Genomic DNA, 23,483 nt, shown 5'->3' with positions numbered 1-23,483 from the left:
CGATCGACCGGCTCCTGCACGCCCTCGCCCGCACCACGACGTAGCCGAACCACCGGAAGGACCTCGGATGACCGACCGCTTGGGACACAAACAGACCGCGGCGATGTTCACGCTGATGGTGCTGGGCCGCGAGGTGCCCAACCAGGAGCTGGCGGAGGTGGCCGGCTTCACCCTCACGGGCACCGAGCGCACCGGGCTGAACAAGCTCGGCTACGTGGACAGCGAGCGCACCGGCCCGAGGCGGAGTTACGTGCACGTGCTGAGCGACAGCGGCTGGGCGTGGTGCGAGGACGAGCTGACGATGGGCGGCCCGCCACCGCAGCGCGGCCAGAGTCCGTTGGCGACCGCGCTGTACGTGGTGCTCGGGGGTTTGGCGGAGTACCTGCAGCGGGAGAACAAGCGGCTGTTCGACATCTTCGCGCAACCCGAGGCCGCATCGCTCGCCGAACGCATCCGGATCGCCTACCGCGAGCTCGCCAAGGAACCGCGTGGCTGGGTCGGGCTGGGGGACCTGCGGTCGAAACTCGGTGCCACGGATGCCGCGGAGGTCGACGCTGCGCTCAAGGAACTGAGCAGCACCGGCGAAGTGCACCTGGTGCCGGAGGAGAACCGCAAAGCCCTCAGTGCGGCCGACCGCGCGGCGGCGGTTCGCATCGGCGGTGAGGACAACCACCTGATCTCGATCGAGGTGTCCTGATGGACGAGCTGACCGCACTGGCAACGCTGAGGTTCGACTGGGCGGACACGCCAGACCACGTCTGGCTGGATTCGCCCTACCACGTCGACGGGCTGCACGCCGACGCGCTTGCCGCCCTCGACACGGGTATCCGCGACGCCGTCGCGAGCGACGGGCCCAGCCCGATCGGGCTCGTCCTGCGCGGGACGAAGGGGGTCGGCAAGACACACCTCCTCGGGCTCGTCCGGCGGCAGGTGCACCGCGCCCGGGGGTACTTCTTCCTCGCGGATGTCACCGCGGCCGAGGCGTTCTGGGAGAACACGGCCGAGGCGCTGAGGCGCGGGATGTCCCGGCTCGACGATTCGAACGAGTCGCAGCTGAAGAGCTTCCTCCTCCGGGTGTGCCTGCGCGCGCAGGTCAGCGCCGAAGTCACGGCGACCATCCGGCGCGGCCGCGGGCTGACCGTGGACGATGTGGAGGAGTTCATCGACGGGGTGCGGCGCCTGGACGGAATGGTCGCCGACCACTGCGAGGACACCGCGCGGGCGCTGGTGCTCATCGCGAGCCGGGACCGTGCCGCCAGGTACGTCGGCGAGGACTATCTGGACGGGGACACCGAGCTCACGTCCGACGCCCGGAAGTGGAACATCTATTCGCGGCCGAAACCGGCCCGGGTGCTGGTCGAGGAGATCACCCGGCTGCTGGCCCTCACCGGGCCGGTTGTCATCGCCGTCGACCAGCTCGACACGCTGGTCGCGCGCTCCACCAAGCGCACCCAGGAGATCGGGGACAGCCTCGAGGAAGACCTCCTCGTGGCGCAGATCGCCGACGGGCTCATGAACCTGCGCGAGGTCACCCACAAGACCTTGACCGTGCTGGCCTGCCTTCCGAGTACCTGGGAGCAGATCAGGGTGAAGGCGGCGGGCACGGTCCCCGACCGGTTCCGGGAGTCGGTGACGCTCGGCCGGATCACCGACGCCGCACTCGGCCGCGCCCTGGTCGAGAAGCGGCTCGGGGTGGCCTATGCGCAGATGGGCTTCGACCCGCCGCATCCGACCTGGCCCGTCGCACCGTCGGCTTTCGAAGGACCGTGGGAGCAGTGGACCCCGCGCGAGCTGCTGAAGCGCATCGGTGCCCACATCGATCTGTGCCTGCGCAGCAAGCAGGTTCGGGAGCTCACGTCCTTCGACGGGGAGATCGAGGTCCCGGTCGCCCCCGTCCGGACCGCGCTGGAGGACGACCGGTTCGCCGAGCTCGACGACCAGTTCGCCAAGTTCGAGGCCGAAGCCGAGCCCGGAAAGCTGCTCACCGAGAAGACCGAGGACCGGGTGATGCCCGGGCTGCTCTCGGCCGCGCTGCGTTCCTGGATCACCGAGGTCGGCGACGACGACCTCGAATGGTCCTGCGAGCACCGGAGCGGCCGGGGTGAGGTGCACGCCTGGCTCACCCGGACACTCGACGAAGACGCGGATCTCCAGGAGCACTGGGCGTTCCGGGCGATCGCGGCGCAGCACCCCAAGGCCGCGTTGAGCCGGTTCCGCAAGGCCCGTTCCGCGGTGGGGCAGCGACCGGGTGTGGACAACCGGCACCTGGTGATCATCCGCGAGCCGGACTGGTCGAAGGGTGAGAAGACCCAGCTCGAACTGAAGGAATTCCGGCTGGCGGGCGGGCAACGGATGCCGATCTCCGACCGGGACGTGCGGACCTTCTGGGCGCTGCAGAAGATGCTCGGCAACGGCGGCCGCGAGCTGCACGAGTGGCTCATCGACCGGCGGCCCGCCAGCCGGTCGGACCTGTTGTCCGCCGTCCTGCCCGAACAGCCCTCGGCCAACGAGAAGGCCGGCGGGGAAACCCACCCGCCGCCGGGGGATGAGGAAATCACGCTCGGGACCGTCGTCGGGTCGGGGGAGCCCGTGCGGATCGAACTCTCCGCGCTGCGCAAGCACGCGGCCGTCTTCGCCGGTTCCGGGTCCGGGAAGACCGTGCTGCTGCGGCGGATCGTCGAGGAGTGCGCCTTGCGCGGGGTGTCCGCCATCGTCCTCGATCCCAACAACGACCTCGCCCGGCTCGGGGACGCCTGGCCCGAACCGCCCGGTGGCTGGACGAACGGCGATGCCGAGCTCGCCCGGCAGTACCTCGCCGGCACCGACGTCGTCGTCTGGACGCCCGGGCGGGCCACCGGGCGGCCGCTCGCCTTCCGGCCCCTGCCCGACTTCGCCGGCGTTCTCGACGACACCGACGAATTCACCGCCGCCGTCGAGGTCGCCGTGGCGACGCTCGCCCCTCAGGTGCGGCTGACCGGGGCCACCGCGAAAGCGAACATCGGGCTGGCCGTGCTCCGGCAGGCCGTCGTCCACCACGCGAAGACCGGGTCACGCAGCCTGCCCGACCTCGTCGAGCTGATGTCCGACTTGCCCGAGGACGTCAGCAACCTCAACGACGCCAAGCGCATCGCCGCCGACCTGGCCGAAGTCCTCAAGGCCGCGATGGTCAACGACCCGCTCTTCGCCGGCGGCGGAGAGCCCGTCGACCCCGGCACGCTGCTCACCCCGGCCGGCGGCAAGCGGGCGCGCGTCTCCGTGATCAGCTTCGTCGGGCTGCCCGCCGAAGAGCAGCGGCAGAACTTCGTCAACCAGCTGCAGATGGAACTGTTCGCCTGGATCAAACGCCACCCCGCCGGCGACCGGCCGCTGGGCGCGCTCTTCGTCATGGACGAGGCCCAGACGCTGGCGTCCTCCGGGAGCCTCACGGCGAGCACGCGCAGCACCATCGTGCTCGCGTCCCAGGCCCGCAAGTACGGCCTCGGCCTGCTGTTCGCCACGCAGGCGCCCAAGGGGCTGCACAACCAGGTGGTCGGCAACGCGATGACGCAGTTCTTCGGCCGCCTCAACAGCCCGGCCCAGATCGCCGCGGCCAACGAACTGGCCAGGGCGAAGGGCAGCCCGGTCGCGGACATCTCGCGGCTCGAACGAGCGCAGTTCTACGTGGCGGGGGAGGCGTTCGGCTTCCGCCAGGTGGCGACGCCGCTGTGCCTGTCCCACCACCCGGCGAGCCCGCTGCGGCTGGAAGAGGTGATCGCGCGGGCGAAAGCAGGCTGAGGGCGGTCGATCCGGGCGGGGTTCGTTCGACGCGTGGGTGAAGCGCACCCGGCCCGAGGAGTCCCCGATGATCCGCCTCTCCATGTCCATGTCGCTCGACGGCTTCATCGCGGGCCCGGACGACCGTCCGGGCCAGGAGCTGGGCCGCGGCGGCGGCCGGCTCTTCGACTGGCTGGACGACCGCCACGGCGACGGCCCCAGCGGGCAGGTCTACCGCGAGGCGCTGGCGACCGGCGCGCTGATCGCGGGCCGCCGGACCTACGAGCTGGCCGGCCGCTGGGGCGGCGACCACCACGACGGCGTGCCGATCCACGTGCTGACCCACCACGTGGACCCGGCCGACCGGCCGCCGGGCAGCGCGCGCTACTACACCGATGTCGTTGCCTGCGCTGAAGAAGCCCGCGCGGCCGCGGGCGACCGGGTCGTCATGGTGCACGGCGCGGGCGCCGCGCAGGCGCTGCTGCGGGCCGGCCGGCTGGACGAGGTGGAGATCCACCTGGTCCCGGTGCTGCTCGGCGAGGGACGCCGACTGTTCGAGGGCACCGGACCCGCCGGGTTCGAGCTGCTGCGGCAGCTGCCGGACCGCGACGTGCTGCACCTGCGGTACGCCGTGCGCCGCTGAGAAGCCGCGGCGCACGGCGGCGCGGGTCAGTCCGCTTCGGGGAAGTGGATGTCCGTGACGTGCACGTCGACGACCTCGACGTCCAGGCCGAGGAACTGCTCGACGGCGTCGATCACCGCGACGCGGATCTGCTCGCCCAGCGCCTTGACCGCGTGGCCGAACTCGATCACCACCGGGATCGTCACCCAGGCGACCTCGTCGGCGAGCTCGACCGTGATGCCGTCCTCGGCGACGCTGTGCACGCCCGCGGTCTGCGCGGCGATCCGCACGACAATCTTGCCGACCACCCCGTCGGCGATCGTGGTGCTGCCGCGGGATCCCGCGGCGGGGCGGGCCGCCGCCGGCTCCGCTTCGGCAACCGGTTCGGCCGCCACGGTTTCGGCTTCCGCCGGCTCGGTCTCGGTCACCGAGGCGGTCTCGGCCGCCGGCTCCGCTTCGGCGACCGGCTCTTCCGCCTCCTCCGCCGCAACGGCTTCGGCTTCCGGCTCGGCGTCGGTCTCGGCAACGTCCTCGGCGACGTCGTCGTCCCCAGCGGAGTCCTCGGCGGAGTCCTCCTCGGCGGAGTCCACGTCCGCTTCGGCGGAGTCCTCTTCGGTGTCCTCGGCGACCGCCTCCTCGTCGGCCCCGGTGACCTCCTCGTCGCTCGCCTCGGCGGCATCGTCGGTGCCGGCTTCGGACTGGTCCTCCACGGTTTCCGCGGCGGCTTCGGCCTCCGGTGCGGATTCCGTCTCCTCGACGACGGCCGCCTCGTCGGTCCCGGGAGCGCTTTCGGCGGGCGCCTCGGCGACCACCGGTGCCGGCTCGACCGTGCCGTAGGCGTACCCGGCCGAGCCGGTGTTTTCGTTCTTGGGGCGGCCGAAGATGCTGTTGATGACGTCGGACATGGTTTCCCTTTCCGGGAGCGACGACTACCTGTGGGGACTGGAGACGGCGACATGTTAGGGGACGACCCGTGACGCGCGTCACTGGGCCCCTGTCTTCGAGACTCGCTTGTGTCCCAACAGATATCCGGCTGATCACCGTCCGTCAGACCGAGGTCGGCTGTCGGTGATCAGCCGGGGGAAACCACGTCCGGGAATTGTCTTCTTTTTGGCGCTTGACGATTTCTACCCGTCGTTCCGGAAAAGGACGGCCGGAACACTCGAGCCGAGGGCCCGGTAGCCCGCCGGGTTGAGGTGCAGGTGGTCCCCGGTGTCGTAGGCCGGCAGCAGCCGGGCCGGCGAAGCAGGATCACGGGCCACCTTGTCGAAGTCCAGCAGCGCGTCGAAGTGGCCCGGCTGGCGGATCCACGCGTTCACCCGCTGACGTGCTTCCTCCCGCGTCGGGTCGTCGTAGCCGGTGTTGCCGCCGAACGGCGTGATCGTGGCACCGTACACGCGGATGTCCTGGGCGTGGGCGCGGACCAGGATCTGGTCGTAGGCGTCGATCAGCTGGTCGGCGACGGCCAGCGCGTCGGCCGGGGCCGCGGTGCCGATGTCGTTCACGCCCTCGAACACGATCGCCCACGAAACCCCGCTGGTGGCCAGCAGATCGCGGTCCAGCCGGGCCAGCACGTTCGGGCCGAGGCCGTCCTGCAGCACCCGGTTGCCGCCGGCCGCCTGGTTCACCACGGACACCCCGGGCAGGCGCGCGGCGAGCACGTTGGGCCAGCGGTCGTTGCCGTTCGTGGTCGAGCCGCGGCCGTCGGAGATCGAGTCGCCGATCACCGCCACCGCCGAGGCCGGGGACAGCACCTCGACGCCGCTGAGGAAGTACCAGTGGTCGACCGGGGTCGCGCCCGGCAGCTCGAGGTCCGTCACGTGGTTGCCCGCCAGCAGGTACGACGTCGTGCGCGAGCCCGGGTGCGAGGTGATCGACGTCGTCGCCTGGCCGTGCGCGAGGTAGGCCGTCACGGCGATGTTCTCCAGCGACCGCACCGGGAAGGGCAGCGGGTCCGACACCACCTGCGCGCCCTGCGGGACCGTCGTCGACGGCTTGCCGTGGAAGGTCACCGGGAGGACGCTGCCCGGCACGATCCCGGAGACACCGGCGGCACCGGCCGCCGGACGCGCCACCGACACGGCCGTCAGCGGCAGCGGCGAGCCGCCGAAGGCGTTGGAGAACCGCAGCCGGATCCGCGGGCCGCCGACGGTGACCTGGGCCGTTTCGCGCAGGGTCGCGTCGTCGAGCACCCGGTCGGAGCCGGTGAACGGCGCCGGCGGCAGGTTCCCCGGCTCGGTCAGCTGCGGCATCGACGTCCACGTCGCCACCCAGTGCGACGGCGCGGGACGGGCGGACGCGCCGACGAAGAGCACGGTCAGCGCGGCCAGGACGGCGAGCACCAAGGGGCGTCTCACAACGAGAACTCCGGGGTCAGGACCCGGTCCGCGCCGACGATCCGGCGGGGCCCGGTCAGCGTGCAGTGCAGGGTCGCGACGATCTCTTCGCTCGAGGTGCCCACCCGCAGCTCGACGTCACCGGGGTCGACCTGGCGCTGCCGCGCGCGGCCGGTGTAGGACGTCAGGTCGGCGTGCAGGCCGATCTCCAGGACGCAGGTTTCGCCGGGCGGCAGGGTGATCCGGCGGGCCGCGATGAGCTGGCGCTCCGGCCGCGCCACCTCGGCCACCGGGTCGTGCAGGTAGACCTGGACGACTTCGGACGTCTCGCGCTCGTGGTCGTTGCGCAGCGTCACCCGCACCCGGCAGACGCCGTCGGTCGGCCAGAGCGAGCCCGTCGCGCTGACGTCCAGCCAGGTCGCCGGGGTGTAGGACAGCCCGTGCCCGAACGGGAACAACGGCGACGGGTCCACAGTGGACACCTCGCTGCTCCGGCCGAGCGGCGCGGCCAGGTAGGTCGACGGCTGGCTCGCCCCGGCCGCCGGGAAGCTCACCGGCAGCCGCCCGGCCGGGTCGATCCGGCCGCTGAGGACGTCGGCCAGCGCGCCGGCTCCTTCTTCGCCCGGGTAGAACCCGCAGACCACCGCGGCGAGCCGGGGGAGCTGCCGGGACAGCTCGTACGGCCGCCCCGAGAGCAGGACGAGCACCACCGGCTTGCCCGTGTCCAGCAGCGCGTCCAGGAGTTCCTCCTGGCGCCCCGGCAGCCGCAGGTCGGCCGCGTCGCAGCCTTCGCCGGACGTCCCGCCGCCGAACAGCCCGGCCCGGTCGCCCAGCACGGCCACGCACACCGACGCGTCCTCGCACGCGGCCACGGCCTGCGCGATCCCCTCGTCGTCGCCGCCGGTGACCGGGCAGCCCAGCGCGTAGGTGACGTCGTAGGCCGAGCCGAGCGCCTCCAGCACGGTCGGCACCGAGACGCCGAACGGGACGTCGGGGTGGTGGACGCCGACGTGCAGCGGGAAGGAGTAGCAGCCGAGCATCGCGCCCGGGGTGTCCGCGCGCGGTCCCACCACCGCGACCCGGGTGCCCGTGGCCAGCGGCAGTGTCCCGTCGTTGTGCAGCAGCACGATCGAACGCTCGGCCACCTCGCGGGCCAGCGCCCGCGACTCCGCGTCGTCGAGGTCGATCTCGTCGGGGACCTCCGGGGCCCACCCCGCGTCGAGCAGGCCCAGCTCGCACTTCTGGCGCAGCACGCGTTCGAGGGCGCGGTCGACGGCGGCGACATCGACCGCGCCCCCTTCCACCGCGGCGAGCAGTGGCTCGCCGTAGCAGTCCATGGTCGGCAGCTCGACGTCGATGCCCGCGGTGAGCGCCTGCGCGGCGGCGTCGGCGCGGTCGCCCGCGACCCCGTGCAGGCGGTGCAGGAACGCCACCGAGAAGTAGTCGGCGACCACGGTGCCGTCGAACCCGTAGGTGTCCCGCAGGAGATCGGTCAGCAGGGCCGGGTCGGCGGCGGAGGGCAGGCCGTCGGTGTCGGTGTAGGCGTTCATCACCGACCGGGCGCCGGCACGCAGCGCCTGCTCGAACGGCGGGAGCAGGACGTCGGCGATTTCGCGCGGGCCCGCCGAAACCGGCGCGAGGTTGCGCCCGGCGCGGGAGGCGGAGTACCCGACGAAGTGCTTGAGCGTGGCGACCACGCCGGCCGATTCGAGGCCGGCCACGTACGCGCTGCCGATCGTCCCGACCAGGTAGGGGTCTTCGCCGATGGTTTCCTCGACCCGCCCCAGCGCAGGTCGCGGGCCACGTCGAGGACCGGCGCGAGACCCTGGTGCACCCCGAGGTCGCGCATGGTCCGCCCGATCTTCGCCGCCATCCGGCGCACCAGGTCGGGGTCGAAGGTCGCGCCCCACGACAGCGGCGCCGGGTAGATCGTCGCCTGCCACGCGGCCAGCCCGGTCAGGCATTCTTCGTGCACCACCGCGGGAATCCCGAACCGGCCGCTGGCGACGATCTGCCGCTGGGTGCGGGCGAGGCTGTGCGCCCCGATCACCGGGTCGACCGGCCGGGTGCCGAACGCGCGGGTCAGCTGTCCGATGCCGTGCCGGACCAGTTCGTCGAAGTCGACCGCCGCGTCGACGAAATCGTGCTGGTGCGGGGCCATTTCGCCGCCGGAGTCGATGCCGACCCAGACCCCGTAGAGCTGGGCGAGCTTTTCGCGCAGGGTCATCCGGGCCATCAGGGCCCGGACGCGTTCGCCCGGGTCGGCCGCGGGGTCGCGCCACGGCTCTCCGGCCGTGGTGGGCTGCGTGGTCAAGGCAGGTCCGCCCTTCGTCTGTGAAGGAGTGAGCAGGAGGGAACGGTCAGAGGAGGGCGCGCGTCGAGCGCCGCACCACCAGGCCGGTGTCGAGCGTGACGTGGGTCCGCTCGACCTCGTCGCCGTTGATCAGCGCGATGAGCATGCGGATGGCCCGGTGCCCCATCTCGCGGATCGGCTGGTCCACTGTGGTCAGTGGCGGGCTGCAGAGCGCCGACTCGGGCACGTTGTCGAAGCCCACCACGGAAAGGTCGTCGGGCACGGCCAGCCCGAGCTCGCGGGCCGCGTCCACGGTCGCGATGGCCGAGATGTCGTTCGCGGCGAACACCGCGGTCGGCCGGTCGGGGCCGGTGAGCAGGGCGTGCGCCGAGGCGGCGGAGATCTCCGGGTCGTACGCGCCGATCCGGATCAGGTCTTCGTCGGGTGTGATGCCGGCGGCCGTCAACGCGCGCAGGTACCCCGTTTTCCGCAGTTCGGCCGACTGCAGGTCCGGCCGTCCGGCGAGGAAGGCGATCCGCCGGTGCCCCAGGTCGAGCAGGTGCTCGGTGGCCAGCTGCGCCCCGCGCAGGTTGTCGGAGTCGATCGTCGGCAGGTGCGACGGCCCGGTGTGCGGGTCGACGGCGACGACCGGCGTGCCCGGGACGACGTCCAGCGAAACGGTGGGGGTGACCAGCACGGCGCCGTCCACCAGAGTCCCGCTCAACCGGGACAGGTAACGCTTCTCCCAGCCCAACGGGTCTCCCGTGCGCCCGCCCGCGGAGTAGACGACGAGTTCGAAACCGCTGCCGCGGATGGCGTCCGCCGCACCCTTGAGCAGCTCCGTCGAGAACGGCTCCAGGTCGGCGACCAGGATGCCGATGACGTTCGTCCGGTGGTTTCTCAGGCTCTGCGCCACCAAGCTCGCTTCGTAACCGAGCTCTTCGATCACGGCGCGGACTCGGGCGAGCGTCGCGGCGGAGACGCCGTAGCGCTCGTTGATCACCTTCGAAACCGTGGCCACCGAGACGCCGGCCCGGGCGGCGACGTCACGGATGGTCACCCTGGAACTGGGCTGCATCGGCTCAGACTAGCCATAGAAAACGTTATCGACAACGATTGACACGGCATTTGTCCCGGGAGCAGACTCTTCGCCAACCCGGGCGCGGAAGCCGCCCCGTCCAACTCGGCCGAAGTCGTCAGGAGTGGACCCACGATGTTTGTGAAACGCCGCAAGACCGTTCTCGCCGCGCTGGCGGCCGTCGTCCCGCTCGCGCTCGCCGCGTGCAGCGGTGGTGGAGGCGAAACCCCCGCGCAGCCGAGCGGCCCGGTCACCTTGACCTGGTGGCACAACGGCACCACCGACCCGATCAAGTCGGTCTGGGCGCAGGTCGTCCTCGACTACCAGAAGGCGCACCCCGAGGTCACGATCAAGGCCCAGCCACTGCAGAACGAGGACTTCAACACGAAGGTGCCGCTCGCCCTGCAGTCGGCCGAGCCGCCGGACATCTACCAGTCCTGGGGCGCCGGCGACCTGGCCGGGCAGATCACCTCGGGCAAGGTCGCCGACATCACCGGCGACACCAAGTCGTGGATCGAGCAGGCCACCGGCAAGTTCGGCGAGAAGTGGCAGGTCGACGGCAAGCAATACGGGGTGCCGTTCACGCAGCACTTCGTCGGCTTCTGGTACCGCAAGGACCTGTTCCAGCAAGCGGGCATCACCACCCCGCCGAAGACGATGGACGAGCTGAACGCCGCCGTCACCGCGCTGAAGGCCAAGAACATCGCGCCGATCTCCGTCGGCGGCAAGGACCGCTGGCCGGATGCCTTCTACTTCAACTACTTCGCCATCCGCGAATGCTCGACCGCGGTGCTCCAGCAGTCGGTGAAGGCGGTCAAGCTCGAGGACCCGTGCTGGACGAAGGCCGGCCAGGACCTGAAGAACTTCCTGGACACGCAGCCGTTCCAGACCGGGTTCGCCGGCACGCCCGCCCAGCAGGGCGCGGGCAGCTCCGCCGGTCTCGTCGCCAACGGCAAGGCCGCGATGGAACTGCAGGGCGACTGGGAGCCCGGCACGATGTCGTCGCTGACCGAGGACAAGGACCTGGACTCGAAGGTCGGCTGGTTCCCGTTCCCGACCGTGGCGGGCGGCCAGGGCGACCCGGCGGCCGCGCTCGGCGGCGGTGACGGTTTCGCCTGCACCACCCGTGCTTCCAAGGCCTGCACGGCCTTCCTGCAGTACCTGGTCAGCGAGCCGGTGCAGACCGAGCTCGCCGCGAAGGGGACCGGCCTGCCGGTGAACGCCGTGGCCGCGAAGTCGCTGAAGACCGACGTGCTCCGGCAGGTCAACGACTACGGCACGAAGGCGCCGTACGTGCAGATGTACTTCGACCGGGCGTTCCCGACGGCGGTCGGCGCCGCGCTGAACGACGCGGTGGCCAACTTGTTCGCCGGCCAGGGCACCCCCGAAGGCATCGTGACCGCCGTCAACCAGGCCGCGGCGGGCAACAAGTGACCACGGCGACGACTCCGGCGCGGGCGGCGGCGCGGCCGCCCGCGCCGGCGGTCCCCGCCCGGGCGAAACGCTCCGGCCTCGGCAAACGCCTGGAGCTGGTCGTGCTGCTCGGCCCGGCCCTGCTGGTGTTCGCCGGGTTCGTCCTGGTGCCGATCGGGATCGCCGCGTTCTACAGCCTGTTCAAGTGGAACGGCTTCGGCGCCCTCGACGACTTCGTGGGCTTCGACAACTACGCCGACGCGTTCAACGGCACGGTGTTCCAGAGCGCCATCGTGCACAACCTGATCATCGCCGGGTTGTCCATCGTGGTGCAGCTGCCGCTGTCGATCGGGCTGGCGATGCTGCTGAACCGGAAGCTGAAGGGCCGTGCCGTCCTGCGCGCCCTGGTCTTCGCCCCCTACGTGCTGTCCGAGGCGATCACCGCGGTCATCTGGTCGCTGATGCTGCAGCCGGGCGCGTTCGCCGACCAGGTGCTCAAGGCCGTGGGGCTGGGCGGTGCCGTCCACCAGTGGCTGGCCGACCCCGGCATCGTGCTCTACACGCTGTTCGCGGTGATCACCTGGAAGTACATCGGCTTCGGCATCATCCTGCTGCTCGCCGGCCTGCAGGGCGTGCCCGCCGAACTGCGCGAAGCCGCGGCGCTCGACGGCGCGTCGGCGTGGCAGACGACCCGGCACGTGGTGCTGCCGCTGCTCGGCCCGACCATCCGGATCTGGATCTTCCTGTCGGTGATCGGCTCGCTCCAGCTGTTCGACATCGTCTGGATCATGACCACCGGCGGTCCGGCGAACGCCTCGACGACGATGGCGACCTACCTGATCGACCACGGCTTCAAGCGCTACGAGTTCGGGTTCGGCTCCGCGGTCGCGGTGATCCTGTTCGTCATCTGCTTCCTGTTCGCCCTGCTGTACCAGCGGTTCGCGCTCCGCCGCGACACCCAGGGCGCCCTGACCAGGATGGTGGGCTGATGCGCTCCGGCAAGTTCGGCCTGTCGATGGGCTACCTCGCGGCGATCGTCGTCGTCGGAGTGACGGTCGTGCCGCTGCTGTTCGTCGTGCTCGGCGGGTTCCGCACCAACGCCCAGATCAACTCCGACCCGGCCGGGCTGCCGGGCCCGTGGGTGACCGACAACTACGCCTCGGTCCTGGGCTCGAGCGCGTTCTGGACGTTCCTGGGCAACAGCGCGCTGATCGCGGTCATCGCGACCGCGCTCGCGGTCGCGCTCGGGTCGATGGCCGGGTACGCCCTCTCGCGGTACCAGTTCAAGGGCCGCGAGGCGTTGTACACGCTGTTCACCATCGGCCTGCTGTTCCCGCTGACGGTGGCGACGCTGCCGCTGTACCTGTGGCTGCGCCAGCTGGGCATGCTGGAGAGCTTCTGGGGGGTGGCGATCCCCGAGGCGGCGTTCTCGCTGCCGGTGACGATCGTGATCCTGCGGCCGTTCATGCACGCGATCCCGGGCGAGATCGAGGACGCGGCCGTGCTCGACGGCACCACCAGGCTCGGGTTCTTCTGGCGCATCCTGCTGCCGCTGTCGACGCCCGCGCTGACCACGGTCGCCGTGCTGGCCTTCGTGACCAGCTGGAACGCCTACCTGCTGCCGCTGCTGGTGTTCAACGACTCCGGGCACTTCACGCTCCCGCTCGGCGTCGCGATGTTCCAGTCCCAGTTCTCCCAGGACACCGCCAGGGTGCTCGCGTTCACGGCCTTGTCGGCGATCCCGGCGCTCGCGTTCTTCGTGCTCGCCGAACGGCGCATCGTCGGCGGGCTGACCGGATCCGTGAAGGGCTGACTCAGGAGGTCTCCCGTGCCGTCCGAGGTACATCGTCGTACCTTCCTGCAACTACTCGCCGTGGCCGGTGCGGCCGGGTCCGTAGCCGCGCCGGGCCTCGCCGAGGCGGGAACCGGTTTCCCGTTGGTGTCGCGGGGAAAGGCCGCGACGATCGTGGTCGGCTCGGGTGATCTCCCCGGCGTGCGGCGGGTCGCAGCCGACCTGGCGGCCGACGTCGAGCGCGTCACGGGTGTGCGGCCCGCGGTGTCGTTCGACGTCGTGCCGGCGCGGGGCCCGGTCGTCGTGGTCGGCACCCTGGGCCACAGCCCGCTGGTCGACGGCTTGGTCGCGGCCGGGAAGCTCGACGTCACCGGGATCGCCGGGAAGTGGGAGACGTCGCTGAGCCAGGTCGTCGACGGCCGCCTGGTGCTCACCGGCAGCGACCAGCGCGGGGTGATCTACGGCGTCTACGAGGTGTCGCGGCGCATCGGCGTCTCGCCCTGGTACTGGTGGGCGGACGTGCCGCCGCGGCGGCAGGCGGAACTGCACCTGCCGGGCGGGCGGTTCAGCCTCGGCACCCCGCACGTCAAGTACCGCGGGTTCTTCATCAACGACGAGAATCCCGCCCTCGGCACCTGGGCCCCGGCTTTCTTCGGGCCCGGCAAGGCGCCCGGTTCCCGAACGGCTTCAACCACCTCTTCTTCGCCAAGGTCTTCGAGACCATGCTCCGGCTGCGGGCCAACTACCTCTGGCCGGCGGTGTGGGGGCGGGCGTTCGCCGAGGACGACCCGCTCAACCACGCCACGGCCAAGGAGTACGGCATCGTCATGGGCACCTCGCACGAGGCGCCGATGATGCGCGGGATCGAGGAGTGGAACCGGCACGCGGTGCCCGCGGTCCGCGACGCGGCCGGGACCATCACCACCCCGGGCCACGACCCGTACGGCGGCACGGGGGAGTGGAGCTTCCGCCGCAACGGCGAGGCCATCAAGGCCTACTGGACCGACGGGATCCGCCGGATGGCCCGCGAGGACTTCGAAGGCGTCGTCACGCTGGGCATGCGCGGCAACGGCGACGTCGGCCTGCCCGACGGCGACGGCATCGAGCTGATGCAGGAGATCATCGCCGCCGAGCGGGAGATCCTGGCGCGCGAGCTCTCGACGGACGTCCCGCAGGTCTGGACGCTCTACAAGGAAGTCCAGCGGTACTGGGCCAAGGGCCTGCGCCCGCCGGACGACGTCATCGTCGTGTTCACCGACGACAACTGGGGCAACATCCGCAAGATGCCCGACCTCTCGCTGCCACCGCACCCGGGTGGGTACGGGCTCTACTACCACTTCGACTACGTCGGCGGCGGCCGCAACTACAAGTGGGTCGATACCGCGCTGCTCGCGAACACGTGGGAGCAGCTGCACCAGGCGTACGCCTACGGCAACGACCGGCTGTGGGTGGCCAACGTCGGGGACATGAAGGGCAACGAGCTGCCGCTGCAGTTCTTCCTCGACTACGCCTGGGATCCCGCCGCGCTGCCGGCCGAGCGGCTGTCCACATGGGAGCGGCAGTTCGCCGCGGAGAACTTCGGCGCGGCCCTGGCCGCGGAGATCGCCGGGGTGCTGCACGACTACGGGCGGCTGCAGTCCCGCCGCAAGCCCGAGCTGCTCAACCGGCGCATCACCGTGGACGCCGCCGGCACCATCACCTACGACGACCGGATGACGCCGTTCAGCCTGGTCGGCTACCGGGAGCTCGACCGGGTCACCGACGAGTGGCACGACCTCGCGCAGCGGGCCTTGAAGATCGGCGCGCGGCTGCCGAAAGCCTTTCAGGACGCCTACTACGAGCTGGTGCAGTACGCGACCCAGGCGACGGCGAACCTGTACGCGCTGCGGCGCGCGGAGTTCACCAACCTGCTGTACGCGGCCCAGGGCCGGGCTTCGGCGAACGCATTGGCCGCCGTGACGGAGGCCCGCTTCGCCGACGACCTGGCGCTGGCGGAGAAGTACAACACCGGCATCGCCGGCGGGAAGTGGAAGGGCTTCCAGACCCAGCCGCACATCGACTACGGCGACGTCGAGCGCTACGGCCCGAACGCGCCGTGGCAGCAGCCGGAGAAGGACAACGTCGCCCTGCCGGACGTCATCTTCCCGGCGGTGAAACGCCTCGAGCTGCCCGCCGCCGCGTCGCTGGGGGTCGCGGTCGACGGCTCGGCGGACGCGTGGCCGGGCGCCGCGGGACGGCCGGTGCTGCCGGAGTTCAGCCCGTACCAGAGCGCACCACCGCAGTACGTCGACGTCTTCAACCGGGGCCGGACGCCGTTCCGCTGCACCGTGACGACGGGCGCGCCGTGGGTGCTCGTCGAGCCGCGGGGCGGCCGCGTGGAGGAGGAGCTGCGGATGACCGTGCGGATCGACTGGGCGCGGGTGCCTGCCGGCACCACGACCGTGCCGATCACGGTGTCGGGCGCGGGGAGTTCGGTCGCGGTGGACGCCGTCGTGCGCAACCCGCAGCTGCCGCCCCGGTGGCGGCGGGGATTCATCGAGGCCGGCGGGTACGTGTCGATGGAGGCCGAGCACTGCAGCGCCAACGTCGGCACGGCGGACGTCGGCTGGCGGCGCATCCCGGACCTCGGACGGACCGGCGCGGGGATGACCCCGTTCCCGGTGACGGCGGCGAGCCGCGCACCGGGGACGGGGCCGCGCCTGGAGTACCGGATGACGTTGTTCACCACCGGGCCGGTGACGGTGTGGGCGTTCCTGTCCCCGCGCAGCAACGTGCTCCAGGGCGACGGGCTGCGGTACGCCGTGGCGTTCGACGACGCCGAGCCGCAGGTCGTGAACATCACCACGGCGACAGGCGCGGACGACACGGCCATGAACCGCCAGTGGGAGCGGACGACGTCGGACAACGTGAACCTGACGGCGACGCGGCACGTGATCGGGGCACCGGGCCCGCACGTGCTGAAGTTCTGGATGGTCGACCCGGCGGTGATCGTGCAGAAGCTGGTGGTCGACACCGGGGGACTGCGGGCGAGCTACCTGGGACCGCCGGAGAGCACCCGGTGGCCGTGGTGAGAGCGGCGACGGGACACCGCCCGCCGGGGGCGCCCCCCGTTTTCCACTCTACCGGCGGGCACCGACGATTCCGGCGCCCGGAGGTGGCTGAACGACAGCCGGCGCCGCGCCCGCCGGCCGTGGATCAGCTCCGTGTCCTAGCTCGCTCCGCCGGTCAGCACCCGGTAGCCCCGGTGGGCCGGTGCCGCCGTGCTGTGCCGGACCACCAGGCTGGTCGCCAGCTCCAGGCGGTGGCTCTCCGGGTCCACGCCGCGGGCCAGCGAAATCGCCAGCCGGGCGCCGGCCGCCGCCATCTCCTGCAGGGGCTGGCGGACCGTGGTCAGCTCCGGGGTCAGCCAGCGGGCGATCGGCAGGTCGTCGAAGCCCACCACCGAGAGGTCGTCCGGGATGCGCAGACCCGCGTCACGAGCCGCCTCGTACACGCCGAGTGCCTGCAGGTCGCTGCCGGCGAACACCGCCGTCGGCCGGTCCGGGAGGGTGAGCAGTGAAGCCAGTTCACGGTAACCGGCCCGGACGTGGAAGTCGCCGCGGCGCACCAGCGCCGGGTCGAACGCCAGGCCGGCCGTCTCCAGTGCCGTGCGGTACCCGTCGATCCGGGCCCGGCTGCACAGCACCCCTTCCGGCCCGCCGATCATCGCGATCCGGCGGTGGCCCAGCTCGATCAGGTGCCGGGTGGCCGTCAGCCCGCCCTGCCAGTTGGTCGCTCCGATCGAGGGCGTCTCCGGTCCCGGCGCACCGGCCGGGTCGACCACCACCAGCGGGATGTCCCGGGCCCTCAGCTTCGCCAGCTGCCCGCCGGTGAAGTCCGAGCACACCGAAACGATGCCGACGGGCCGCCGGGCGAGGACGCTCTCCAGCCAGCTCTGCCCGGGCGTGTGGCGGCCGGAAGAGTCCGCGAGCACCACCGCCATTCCGTTTTCGCGGGCGACGCACTCGACACCGCGGATGATTTCGAGAGCCCAGGTGCTTTCGAGTTCGTGGAACATCAGCTCCAGCAGCCGGGAACGGCGGGAACGTTCGTCGGCTCGCCGCCGGTACCCGTATTTCCCGATGACGGCTTCGACGCGGGCGCGGGTGCTTTCGGCGACGTCGGGGCGGCCGTTCAGCACTTTCGAAACTGTCGGGACGGAGACACCGGTCTCGGCGGCGATCCGGGCGATGGTCACCCGGGTCTCGGTCGGCTCGAGCTCGTCAGACTTCGTTGTCATGACGGAGATTCTAGGTCATCGAAACCTGAATTGAAACGGTTGGAAAGTTTCGGAACACCATTGTCTCGTGGAGGATGAAGATGCCGGGAAGAATTCCTAAGAAACGGGTCCTGCTGACGGTGGCGGCCACTCTGGGTATTGCGGTGTGGCAGGCGCCTGCGGCATCCGCGCACACGCCGCTGCAATACACCACGAACCGTTACGTCGGTAGTGCGGTGGCGGCGGCGTACCTCGCTTCGGAAACCGATTACCGGGCCGTGCTCACCCGCGAATTCGACAACGTGACGCCCGAGAACGAGATGAAGTGGGGCACGGTCGAAGCCGTGCGCGGCCAGTACGACTGGTCCGGCGCGGACGCGATCGTCGAGTACGCGCGGACCCACCACAAGACCGTCCGCGGCCACACGCTGGTCTGGCACTCCCAGCTCCCGGACTGGGTCGGGGCGCTGCCCGCCGACGAGCTGCGCCGGGTCCTGCGCGACCACATCACCACGGAAGTCAAGCGGTACAAGGGAAAGATCCGCGCCTGGGACGTCGTCAACGAGATCTTCAACGAGGACGGCACCCGGCGTGACACGGTCTTCCGGCAGAAGCTCGGCGACGGCTTCGTCGCCGACGTCTTCCGCTGGGCCCACGCGGCCGACCCGCACGCGAAGCTCTACATCAACGACTACAACATCGAAGGGATCAACCCCAAGAGCGACGCGGTGTACGACCTGGTGAAGACGCTGCGGCGGCAGGGTGTGCCGATCGACGGCGTCGGCATCCAGGGCCACCTGTCGATCCAGTACGGCTTCCCCGGCCAGTACCGCGAAAACCTGGCCCGCTTCGCCAAGATCGGCGTGGAGACCGCGATCACCGAGGCCGACGTCCGGATCCCGACCCCGGCCGACCCGGCCGAGCTCGCCACCCAGGCGAGCTACTTCGGGCAGCTCTGGGACGGCTGCCACGCGGTCCGCAAGTGCGTCGAGTTCACCACGTGGGGCTTCACGGACCGGCACTCGTGGGTCCCGGACGTCTTCCCCGGCGAAGGCGCGGCCTGCCTGTTCGACGAGAACCTGCGCCCGAAACCGGCGTACTTCGCCCTCAACCCCTGATCGGACCGGGACGCAGCCCGCGCTCGGTGAGCGCGGCGAGGATGCGGGGGACCGCGTCCACGGTGGCCGGGCGGCCTTCGTGCATCAGCACGACGCCGCCCGGCTGCACGTCCCCGGCCGCGGCGACGATCTCTTCGGTGGTGCAGCCGGCCCAGTCGCGGGTGTCGACGCTCCACAGGACTTCGGTGAGCCCGTGGTGCGCGATCGCCGACGCCACGGCGGCGTCGGTGTCGCCGTAGGGCGGCCGGAACAGCGACGGCCGGAGCCCGGTCAGCCGGGTCAGGAGGTCCTGCGTGCGCCGGACCTCCTGGTCGCGGGCAGCGTCGTCGGCCAGCGTGGTCAGCTGCGGGTGGGTCCACGTGTGGTTGCCGATCGCGTGCCCGGCCGCGGCGATCGCCCGGACCAGGTCCGGGTGGGCCGCGGCGTGCTCGCCCCACAGGAAGAACGTCGCCCGCGTGCCGCCGAGCGCGGCCAGCAGCGCCGGCGTCGTCTCGGGGTACGGGCCGTCGTCGAAGGTCAGCGCGACGGTGTCCATCGCTCCAAGATCACGCGGGCCCGCGGCGGTGGGCAAGGACTTTCGCCCGGGTTTCGGTCAGCGGGCGGCGAGGGAGGCCAGCCGCTTGGCCGTCGGCCAGCGGACGTTCCACGCCCAGCCCAGCTTTTCGAACACCCAGATCACCCTGGCGGAGACGTCGAGCTGCCCGCGCAGCACGCCGTGGCGGGCCGAGGTCGGGTCGGCGTGGTGGGTGTTGTGCCAGGACTCGCCCATCGACAGCAGCGCCAGCGGCCAGAAGTTCGCCGAGCGGTCGCGGCTGGTGAACGGGCGCTCGCCGATCATGTGGCAGATCGAGTTCACCGACCACGTCACGTGGTGCTGGAAGGAGATCCGGGCCAGGCCGGCCCAGAGGAACGCGGTCAGCGCGCCCCACCACGACAGCGTGAGCAGCCCGCCGAGCAGCGGCGGGAGCAGCAGGCTCAGCACCACCCACAGCGGGAACAGCCGGTCGACGACGCGGAGGTCGCGGTCGGCGGCCAGGTCCGGGGCGAACCGGTCGACGTTGGTCTTGTCGCGGCCGAAGAGCCAGCCCATGTGCGCGTGCCAGAAGCCGCGGACCAGCGCCACCGGGGAGGTCCCGAACAGCCAGGGGGAGTGCGGGTCGCCCTCGCGGTCGGAGAAGGCGTGGTGGCGGCGGTGGTCGGCGACCCAGACGAGCACCGGGCCCTGCGCCGCCAGGCCGCCGGCGATGGCCAGCGCGATCCGCAGCGCCCGCTTCGCCCGGAACGCGCCGTGCGTGAAGTAGCGGTGGTAGCCGACGGTGATCCCCAACGTCGACACCACGAAGAACGCGGCGGCGATCGTCAGGTCGAGCCAGCTGATGCCCCAGCCCCAGAACACCGGGACCGCGACGGCCAGCGCGAGGAACGGAACCAGCAGGAAGGTGCGGATGGTGATCAGCTCGGGGATCGTCTGCTTGCCCGCGAGCACGGGTTTCGGGGCCGGACGGGCTGCCTTCACGGAGGCGGTCATGCACTACTCGTTTCGGATTCGGCGCCACGCTCGGGGCGCGGAAGGCCGGGGGCGGGAACACCCGGCGGTCGGGGGCTGCGGGTGACCGGGCGCGTCACCGCTCCTGCCGGTGATCTGCCTCGGTGGCCGCGTGGTGGGAGTGGGGCCGGCGGGGGCCGGCGTACGAGGTGCTCTCACCGCCACTCACGTTACCTGATCGTTGTGAATCCGCAGTGTGGCCGGAAACGAGGAAGGCCCCCGCCCCTGGTCGGGGCGAGGGCCTCAGGCTGCCTCGTGGCTCAGATGACGCTGACGCGCTGGGCCTGCGGGCCCTTCTGGCCCTGGCCGATTTCGAACTCCACGCGCTGACCCTCGTCGAGCGACTTGAAGCCGCTGCCCTGGATCTCGGAGTAGTGGACGAACACGTCCGGACCCCCGCCGTCCTGCGCGATGAAGCCGAAGCCCTTTTCGCCGTTGAACCACTTGACACTGCCCTGAGCCATACCAATACCTACTCTTTGTAGTGAGCCTGGGCGTCCCGTTCGGACCCCCGGTCTCGCCACCATCCTTCCATTGCCCGTCCGGTGTGGCCACCCCCGGTGGTCAAACTCCCCAATCGGGTCGCAGCGGCATGCCCATTCCGCCCTCGTTGTCGGTGCGGACGCCCAGGATGTGGTGCAGTTCGATTTCCCGGCGTTCGAAGGCCAGCCGGCAGGCCGCGAGGTAGAGCGCCCAGACCCGGCTGCGCCCGGCGCCCGCCTCGGCGACCGCCTCGTCCCAGTGCTCGTCGAGGTTGGCGCACCACCCGGCCAGCGTCTTCGCGTAGTGCTCGCGGAAGTTCTCCGCGTGCCGCACCTCCAGCCCGGCGTCGTGCATGGCCGTCATCAGCTCGCCGGGTGCCTCGAGCTCGCCGTCCGGGAAGACGTAGCGGTCGATGAACCCGCGCGAGCGGTGCGCGACGCTGGTGTCCGGGTTGGTGATGCAGTGGTTGAGCAGCCGCCCGTGCGCCTTCAGCTTGCCGGCCAGGAAGCGGAAGTAGCCGGGGACGTTCCGCGCCCCGATGTGCTCGGTCAGGCCGATCGAGGAGATCGCGTCGAACCCGGTCTCGGTGACGTCCCGGTAGTCCTGGTGGCGGATCTCGGCGCGGTCGGCGATGCCCAGCGCGACGATGTTCTTCTGCGCCCACTGGGCCTGTTCACGCGAAAGGGTGACGCCGATGGCTTCGACGCCGTAGTGCCGGACGGCGTGCGCGACCATCCCGCCCCAGCCGCAGCCGACGTCGAGCAGCCGCATCCCGGGCTTGAGGCCGAGCTTCTTGCAGATCAGGTCGAACTTGTGCGCCTGCGCCTCCTCCAGGGTGGCGTCCTCGTGCGGGAAGACCGCGCACGTGTAGGCCATCGACGGGCCGAGGACCAGCTCGTAGAACCGGTTGGACACGTCGTAGTGGCTGGAAATGGCCTCGCTGTCGCGCTGCTTGGAGTGCCGCAGCGCGGTCAGCCCGCGCCGGAACCGGCTCGGGTGCTCCTCGGCGGGCGGCTTGACCGGCCGCAGGTGCCGCGGGCCGAGCTTGCGCAGCAGCCACAGCCGGTCGGCCGGGGTGAGCTGGTCGACCTGGGCGGCCAGCGCGTGCAGCGCCGTGTAGAGGTCGCCGGTGACGTCGAGGGCGCCTGCCACGTACGCGCGGGCGAGGCCCAGGTCGCCGGGGGAGGACATCAGGTAGTCCAGCGCCAGCGGCGAGCGCACCTCGATGGCCACCGGCGCGTCGGCCGGGCCGCTGCGGCTGCCGTCGTAGGCGGTGATCGAGACCTCGGCGCGCGGGCCGAGCAGCCGCGCGAAGACCTCGCCGACGGTGATGTTGTCCTGGGTCACGTTGTTTCCTTTCACCGGCGGCGGACGCATTTCTCGTAGAGGCCGAGCAGCCGCTCGCGCGGGTCGTAGGCGCGCTTGAGCTTCCGGTAGGCGTCGCCGTTGTAGAGCCGCCAGAACTCGTCCTCGGTGTAGAAGCTGTCCGAGTAGAGCGACTTGTGCCCGCCGAGGCGGGTGACCTCGGCTTCGATCATCCGGTTGTGCACGCCGTCACGCTCGCCCGGGTCCAGCGGCACCGCCGACCAGAACCCGAAGTTGACGTACAGCTCCTCGGGGTCCAGCTCGTACAGCGGCCAGCGGACGCCGCCGGGCCGCTGGCGCAGCGGGCAGATCCAGACCGGGCTGATCGGGATCTCGCGTTCGAAGAAGTCCAGGAACTCCGCGGCCCGCGCGAGCGGGACCTCGATGTCCTGCACGATCGTCTCCTCCGGCGGCAGCCGCCGGAGCTTCAGCAGCCGCTCGGCGATCCGGAACCGCCGGTCGAGCGCCACGGCCTTCCAGTACACCGAGGAGCGCAGGAACCGGCGGCCGAGCAGCAGCCGCGGCAGCCGGTGCTGGACGCCGAACGCGCGCGAGCACCAGAACCAGTCGGTGTCCCAGCGCCAGAGGTAGTCCCGGACGGTGAGGTGGTCGGTCTCCCGGCGCCGGATCGAGCGGTAGTAGATGTCGAGCCAGGTGTAGTCGCTGGTCGCGGGCGCGGTGTCGGTGAACGAGCCGAGCGTGAGGTACAGCTCGTCCGGGCCGAAGACCGTGCCGTCGACGAAGTCGTGGTCGCCGCTGTCGCAGGCTTCCCGCAGCGCGCCGAAGTAGGTCTCCCGGTCGTGGAACCGGACGTGCCGGAGCTCGACGAACGGCTTGACCGGCTCCAGCAGGATCTTCAGCCGCAGCGCGTAGCCGAGGGTCCCGTAGGAGTTGGGGAAGCCGTGGAACAGCTCGGCGTGCTCGTTGTCCGGGGTGGCCACGACGATCCGGCCGTCCCCGGTCAGCACCTCCAGCTCCAGCACCGATTCGTGCGGCATGCCGTTGCGGAACGACGAGGACTCGATGCCGAGCCCGGTCACCGCACCGCCGAGGGTGATGGTCTTCAGCTGCGGCACGACCAGCGGCATCAGGCCGTGCGGCAGGGTGGCGTCGACGAGCTGCTCGTAGGTGACCATCCCTTCGACGTCGGCGGTGCGGGTCCCGGGGTCGACGCGCAGCACGTGGGTGAAGCCGGAGACGTCCAGCCCGGGGTGCTTGGCCACGGCGCGGGAACGGAACAGGTTCGACGTCCGCTTCGCCAGCCGGACGGTCGCCTCTCCGGCGATGGCGGTCAGCTGCCGTCTCAGTGCGTCGACACGGGCTTCGTGCTCGGGGAACGGCGGGGCGGTCGGAGCCCCGGCCTGATCGATGCTCACGCCTTGATCCTGCCTCACCGCCGACCCGGGTGGCTCGCCGAGAGCCGCGA

The 23,483-nt window shown here is 71.2% G+C and carries 17 protein-coding genes and 2 pseudogenes; 9 read left to right on the top strand and 10 right to left on the bottom strand.

From position 1 onward, the window contains the following. Positions 1–67 precede the first annotated feature (67 nt). The 3 genes from HUT10_RS03200 (at position 68) to HUT10_RS03190 (ending at position 4,396) form a co-directional block, all read left to right on the top strand. Positions 68–697 (top strand): hypothetical protein, encoded by a 630-nt coding sequence (locus HUT10_RS03200; RefSeq protein ID WP_176177647.1) that lies wholly within the window; start codon positions 68–70, stop codon positions 695–697. Beyond that, entirely contained in the window at positions 697–3,774 is a 3,078-nt protein-coding gene (locus tag HUT10_RS03195) for an ATP-binding protein (protein ID WP_176169787.1), read from the top strand. Before HUT10_RS03200 ends, HUT10_RS03195 begins: the two co-directional genes overlap by 1 nt. Positions 3,775–3,841: 67 nt before the next feature. Further along, on the top strand, positions 3,842–4,396 hold the full coding sequence (locus HUT10_RS03190) for a dihydrofolate reductase family protein (RefSeq protein WP_176169786.1): 555 nt from the start codon (positions 3,842–3,844) through the stop codon (positions 4,394–4,396). A 26-nt stretch (positions 4,397–4,422) separates the two neighbouring features. On the opposite strand, the gene HUT10_RS03185 is transcribed toward HUT10_RS03190, so the two are convergent. The 4 genes and pseudogenes from HUT10_RS03185 to HUT10_RS03170 all read right to left on the bottom strand — a co-directional run bounded on the left by HUT10_RS03185 (position 4,423) and on the right by HUT10_RS03170 (position 10,082). Continuing rightward, positions 4,423–5,280 carry an Asp23/Gls24 family envelope stress response protein gene (locus HUT10_RS03185; RefSeq protein WP_176169785.1) on the bottom strand — a complete coding sequence of 286 codons (858 nt, stop codon included), beginning with the start codon at positions 5,278–5,280 and terminating at the stop codon, positions 4,423–4,425. Between the two features lie 222 nt (positions 5,281–5,502). Then, positions 5,503–6,732 (bottom strand): SGNH/GDSL hydrolase family protein, encoded by a 1,230-nt coding sequence (locus HUT10_RS03180; protein WP_254896637.1) that lies wholly within the window; start codon positions 6,730–6,732, stop codon positions 5,503–5,505. Further along, a pseudogene (locus tag HUT10_RS03175) lies at positions 6,729–9,025 on the bottom strand (glycoside hydrolase family 3 N-terminal domain-containing protein). The gene HUT10_RS03180 and the pseudogene HUT10_RS03175 overlap by 4 nt, the downstream one beginning before the upstream one ends. Positions 9,026–9,071: 46 nt before the next feature. Beyond that, on the bottom strand, positions 9,072–10,082 hold the full coding sequence (locus HUT10_RS03170) for a LacI family DNA-binding transcriptional regulator (RefSeq protein WP_254896636.1): 1,011 nt from the start codon (positions 10,080–10,082) through the stop codon (positions 9,072–9,074). A 135-nt stretch (positions 10,083–10,217) separates the two neighbouring features. Between HUT10_RS03170 and HUT10_RS03165 the strand changes: the two genes are divergently transcribed. From HUT10_RS03165 to HUT10_RS03150, 5 genes and pseudogenes are all read left to right on the top strand, one after another. Beyond that, a complete protein-coding gene (locus tag HUT10_RS03165; RefSeq protein WP_176169784.1) occupies positions 10,218–11,516 on the top strand; it encodes an extracellular solute-binding protein in 1,299 nt (432 codons plus the stop codon). Beyond that, the gene (locus tag HUT10_RS03160; protein ID WP_176169783.1) at positions 11,513–12,484 is read left to right on the top strand and encodes a carbohydrate ABC transporter permease; all 972 of its coding nucleotides are present in this window, start codon (positions 11,513–11,515) and stop codon (positions 12,482–12,484) included. Before HUT10_RS03165 ends, HUT10_RS03160 begins: the two co-directional genes overlap by 4 nt. After that, positions 12,484–13,308 carry a carbohydrate ABC transporter permease gene (locus HUT10_RS03155; RefSeq protein WP_176169782.1) on the top strand — a complete coding sequence of 275 codons (825 nt, stop codon included), beginning with the start codon at positions 12,484–12,486 and terminating at the stop codon, positions 13,306–13,308. The genes HUT10_RS03160 and HUT10_RS03155 overlap by 1 nt, the downstream gene beginning before the upstream one ends. A gap of 15 nt (positions 13,309–13,323) precedes the next feature. Continuing rightward, a pseudogene (locus HUT10_RS52040) lies at positions 13,324–13,908 on the top strand (twin-arginine translocation signal domain-containing protein); the annotation flags it as partial. Between the two features lie 101 nt (positions 13,909–14,009). Further along, positions 14,010–16,358 carry a glycosyl hydrolase 115 family protein gene (locus tag HUT10_RS03150; RefSeq protein WP_254896635.1) on the top strand — a complete coding sequence of 783 codons (2,349 nt, stop codon included), beginning with the start codon at positions 14,010–14,012 and terminating at the stop codon, positions 16,356–16,358. A gap of 137 nt (positions 16,359–16,495) precedes the next feature. Here the strand turns inward: HUT10_RS03150 and HUT10_RS03145 are convergent, their stop codons facing one another. Next, complete coding sequence (locus HUT10_RS03145) at positions 16,496–17,566, bottom strand: LacI family DNA-binding transcriptional regulator (protein WP_176169781.1); 1,071 nt, start codon at positions 17,564–17,566, stop codon at positions 16,496–16,498. An 80-nt stretch (positions 17,567–17,646) separates the two neighbouring features. On the opposite strand from HUT10_RS03145, the gene HUT10_RS03140 reads away from it, so the two are divergent. Continuing rightward, positions 17,647–18,663 (top strand): endo-1,4-beta-xylanase, encoded by a 1,017-nt coding sequence (locus HUT10_RS03140; protein ID WP_254896634.1) that lies wholly within the window; start codon positions 17,647–17,649, stop codon positions 18,661–18,663. Here HUT10_RS03140 and HUT10_RS03135 read toward each other — a convergent pair. From HUT10_RS03135 to HUT10_RS03115, 5 genes are all read right to left on the bottom strand, one after another. Continuing rightward, a complete protein-coding gene (locus tag HUT10_RS03135) occupies positions 18,653–19,198 on the bottom strand; it encodes a polysaccharide deacetylase family protein (protein ID WP_176169780.1) in 546 nt (181 codons plus the stop codon). The two genes, HUT10_RS03140 and HUT10_RS03135, sit on opposite strands and share 11 nt — an antisense overlap. Before the next feature lie 57 nt (positions 19,199–19,255). Beyond that, positions 19,256–20,191: an acyl-CoA desaturase gene (locus HUT10_RS03130; RefSeq protein ID WP_176169779.1), complete on the bottom strand. Its 936-nt coding sequence runs from the start codon at positions 20,189–20,191 to the stop codon at positions 19,256–19,258. A 278-nt stretch (positions 20,192–20,469) separates the two neighbouring features. Beyond that, on the bottom strand, positions 20,470–20,673 hold the full coding sequence (locus HUT10_RS03125) for a cold-shock protein (protein WP_004558414.1): 204 nt from the start codon (positions 20,671–20,673) through the stop codon (positions 20,470–20,472). A gap of 100 nt (positions 20,674–20,773) precedes the next feature. After that, positions 20,774–22,039: a class I SAM-dependent methyltransferase gene (locus HUT10_RS03120; RefSeq protein ID WP_254896633.1), complete on the bottom strand. Its 1,266-nt coding sequence runs from the start codon at positions 22,037–22,039 to the stop codon at positions 20,774–20,776. A gap of 11 nt (positions 22,040–22,050) precedes the next feature. Beyond that, positions 22,051–23,433, bottom strand: coding sequence for an FAD-binding oxidoreductase (locus HUT10_RS03115; protein ID WP_176169777.1), 1,383 nt, complete (start codon positions 23,431–23,433; stop codon positions 22,051–22,053). Between the last annotated feature and the right edge of the window lie 50 nt (positions 23,434–23,483).

The organism is Amycolatopsis sp. Hca4 (assembly GCF_013364075.1).
Lineage (GTDB): Bacteria > Actinomycetota > Actinomycetes > Mycobacteriales > Pseudonocardiaceae > Amycolatopsis.
The sequence above is the reverse complement of the archived record's forward strand: the minus strand, read 5'-3'. Positions and strand labels throughout refer to the sequence as shown.

Coding starts and splice junctions, on each gene's coding strand:
- HUT10_RS03200 (WP_176177647.1), top strand. CDS start 68: ATGACCGACCGCTTGGGACACAAACAGACCGCGGCGATGTTCACGCTG.
- HUT10_RS03185 (WP_176169785.1), bottom strand. CDS start 5,280: ATGTCCGACGTCATCAACAGCATCTTCGGCCGCCCCAAGAACGAAAAC.
- HUT10_RS03125 (WP_004558414.1), bottom strand. CDS start 20,673: ATGGCTCAGGGCAGTGTCAAGTGGTTCAACGGCGAAAAGGGCTTCGGC.
- HUT10_RS03130 (WP_176169779.1), bottom strand. CDS start 20,191: ATGACCGCCTCCGTGAAGGCAGCCCGTCCGGCCCCGAAACCCGTGCTC.
- HUT10_RS03135 (WP_176169780.1), bottom strand. CDS start 19,198: ATGGACACCGTCGCGCTGACCTTCGACGACGGCCCGTACCCCGAGACG.
- HUT10_RS03190 (WP_176169786.1), top strand. CDS start 3,842: ATGATCCGCCTCTCCATGTCCATGTCGCTCGACGGCTTCATCGCGGGC.
- HUT10_RS03140 (WP_254896634.1), top strand. CDS start 17,647: ATGCCGGGAAGAATTCCTAAGAAACGGGTCCTGCTGACGGTGGCGGCC.
- HUT10_RS03150 (WP_254896635.1), top strand. CDS start 14,010: ATGCTCCGGCTGCGGGCCAACTACCTCTGGCCGGCGGTGTGGGGGCGG.
- HUT10_RS03170 (WP_254896636.1), bottom strand. CDS start 10,082: ATGCAGCCCAGTTCCAGGGTGACCATCCGTGACGTCGCCGCCCGGGCC.
- HUT10_RS03165 (WP_176169784.1), top strand. CDS start 10,218: ATGTTTGTGAAACGCCGCAAGACCGTTCTCGCCGCGCTGGCGGCCGTC.
- HUT10_RS03195 (WP_176169787.1), top strand. CDS start 697: ATGGACGAGCTGACCGCACTGGCAACGCTGAGGTTCGACTGGGCGGAC.
- HUT10_RS03155 (WP_176169782.1), top strand. CDS start 12,484: ATGCGCTCCGGCAAGTTCGGCCTGTCGATGGGCTACCTCGCGGCGATC.
- HUT10_RS03145 (WP_176169781.1), bottom strand. CDS start 17,566: ATGACAACGAAGTCTGACGAGCTCGAGCCGACCGAGACCCGGGTGACC.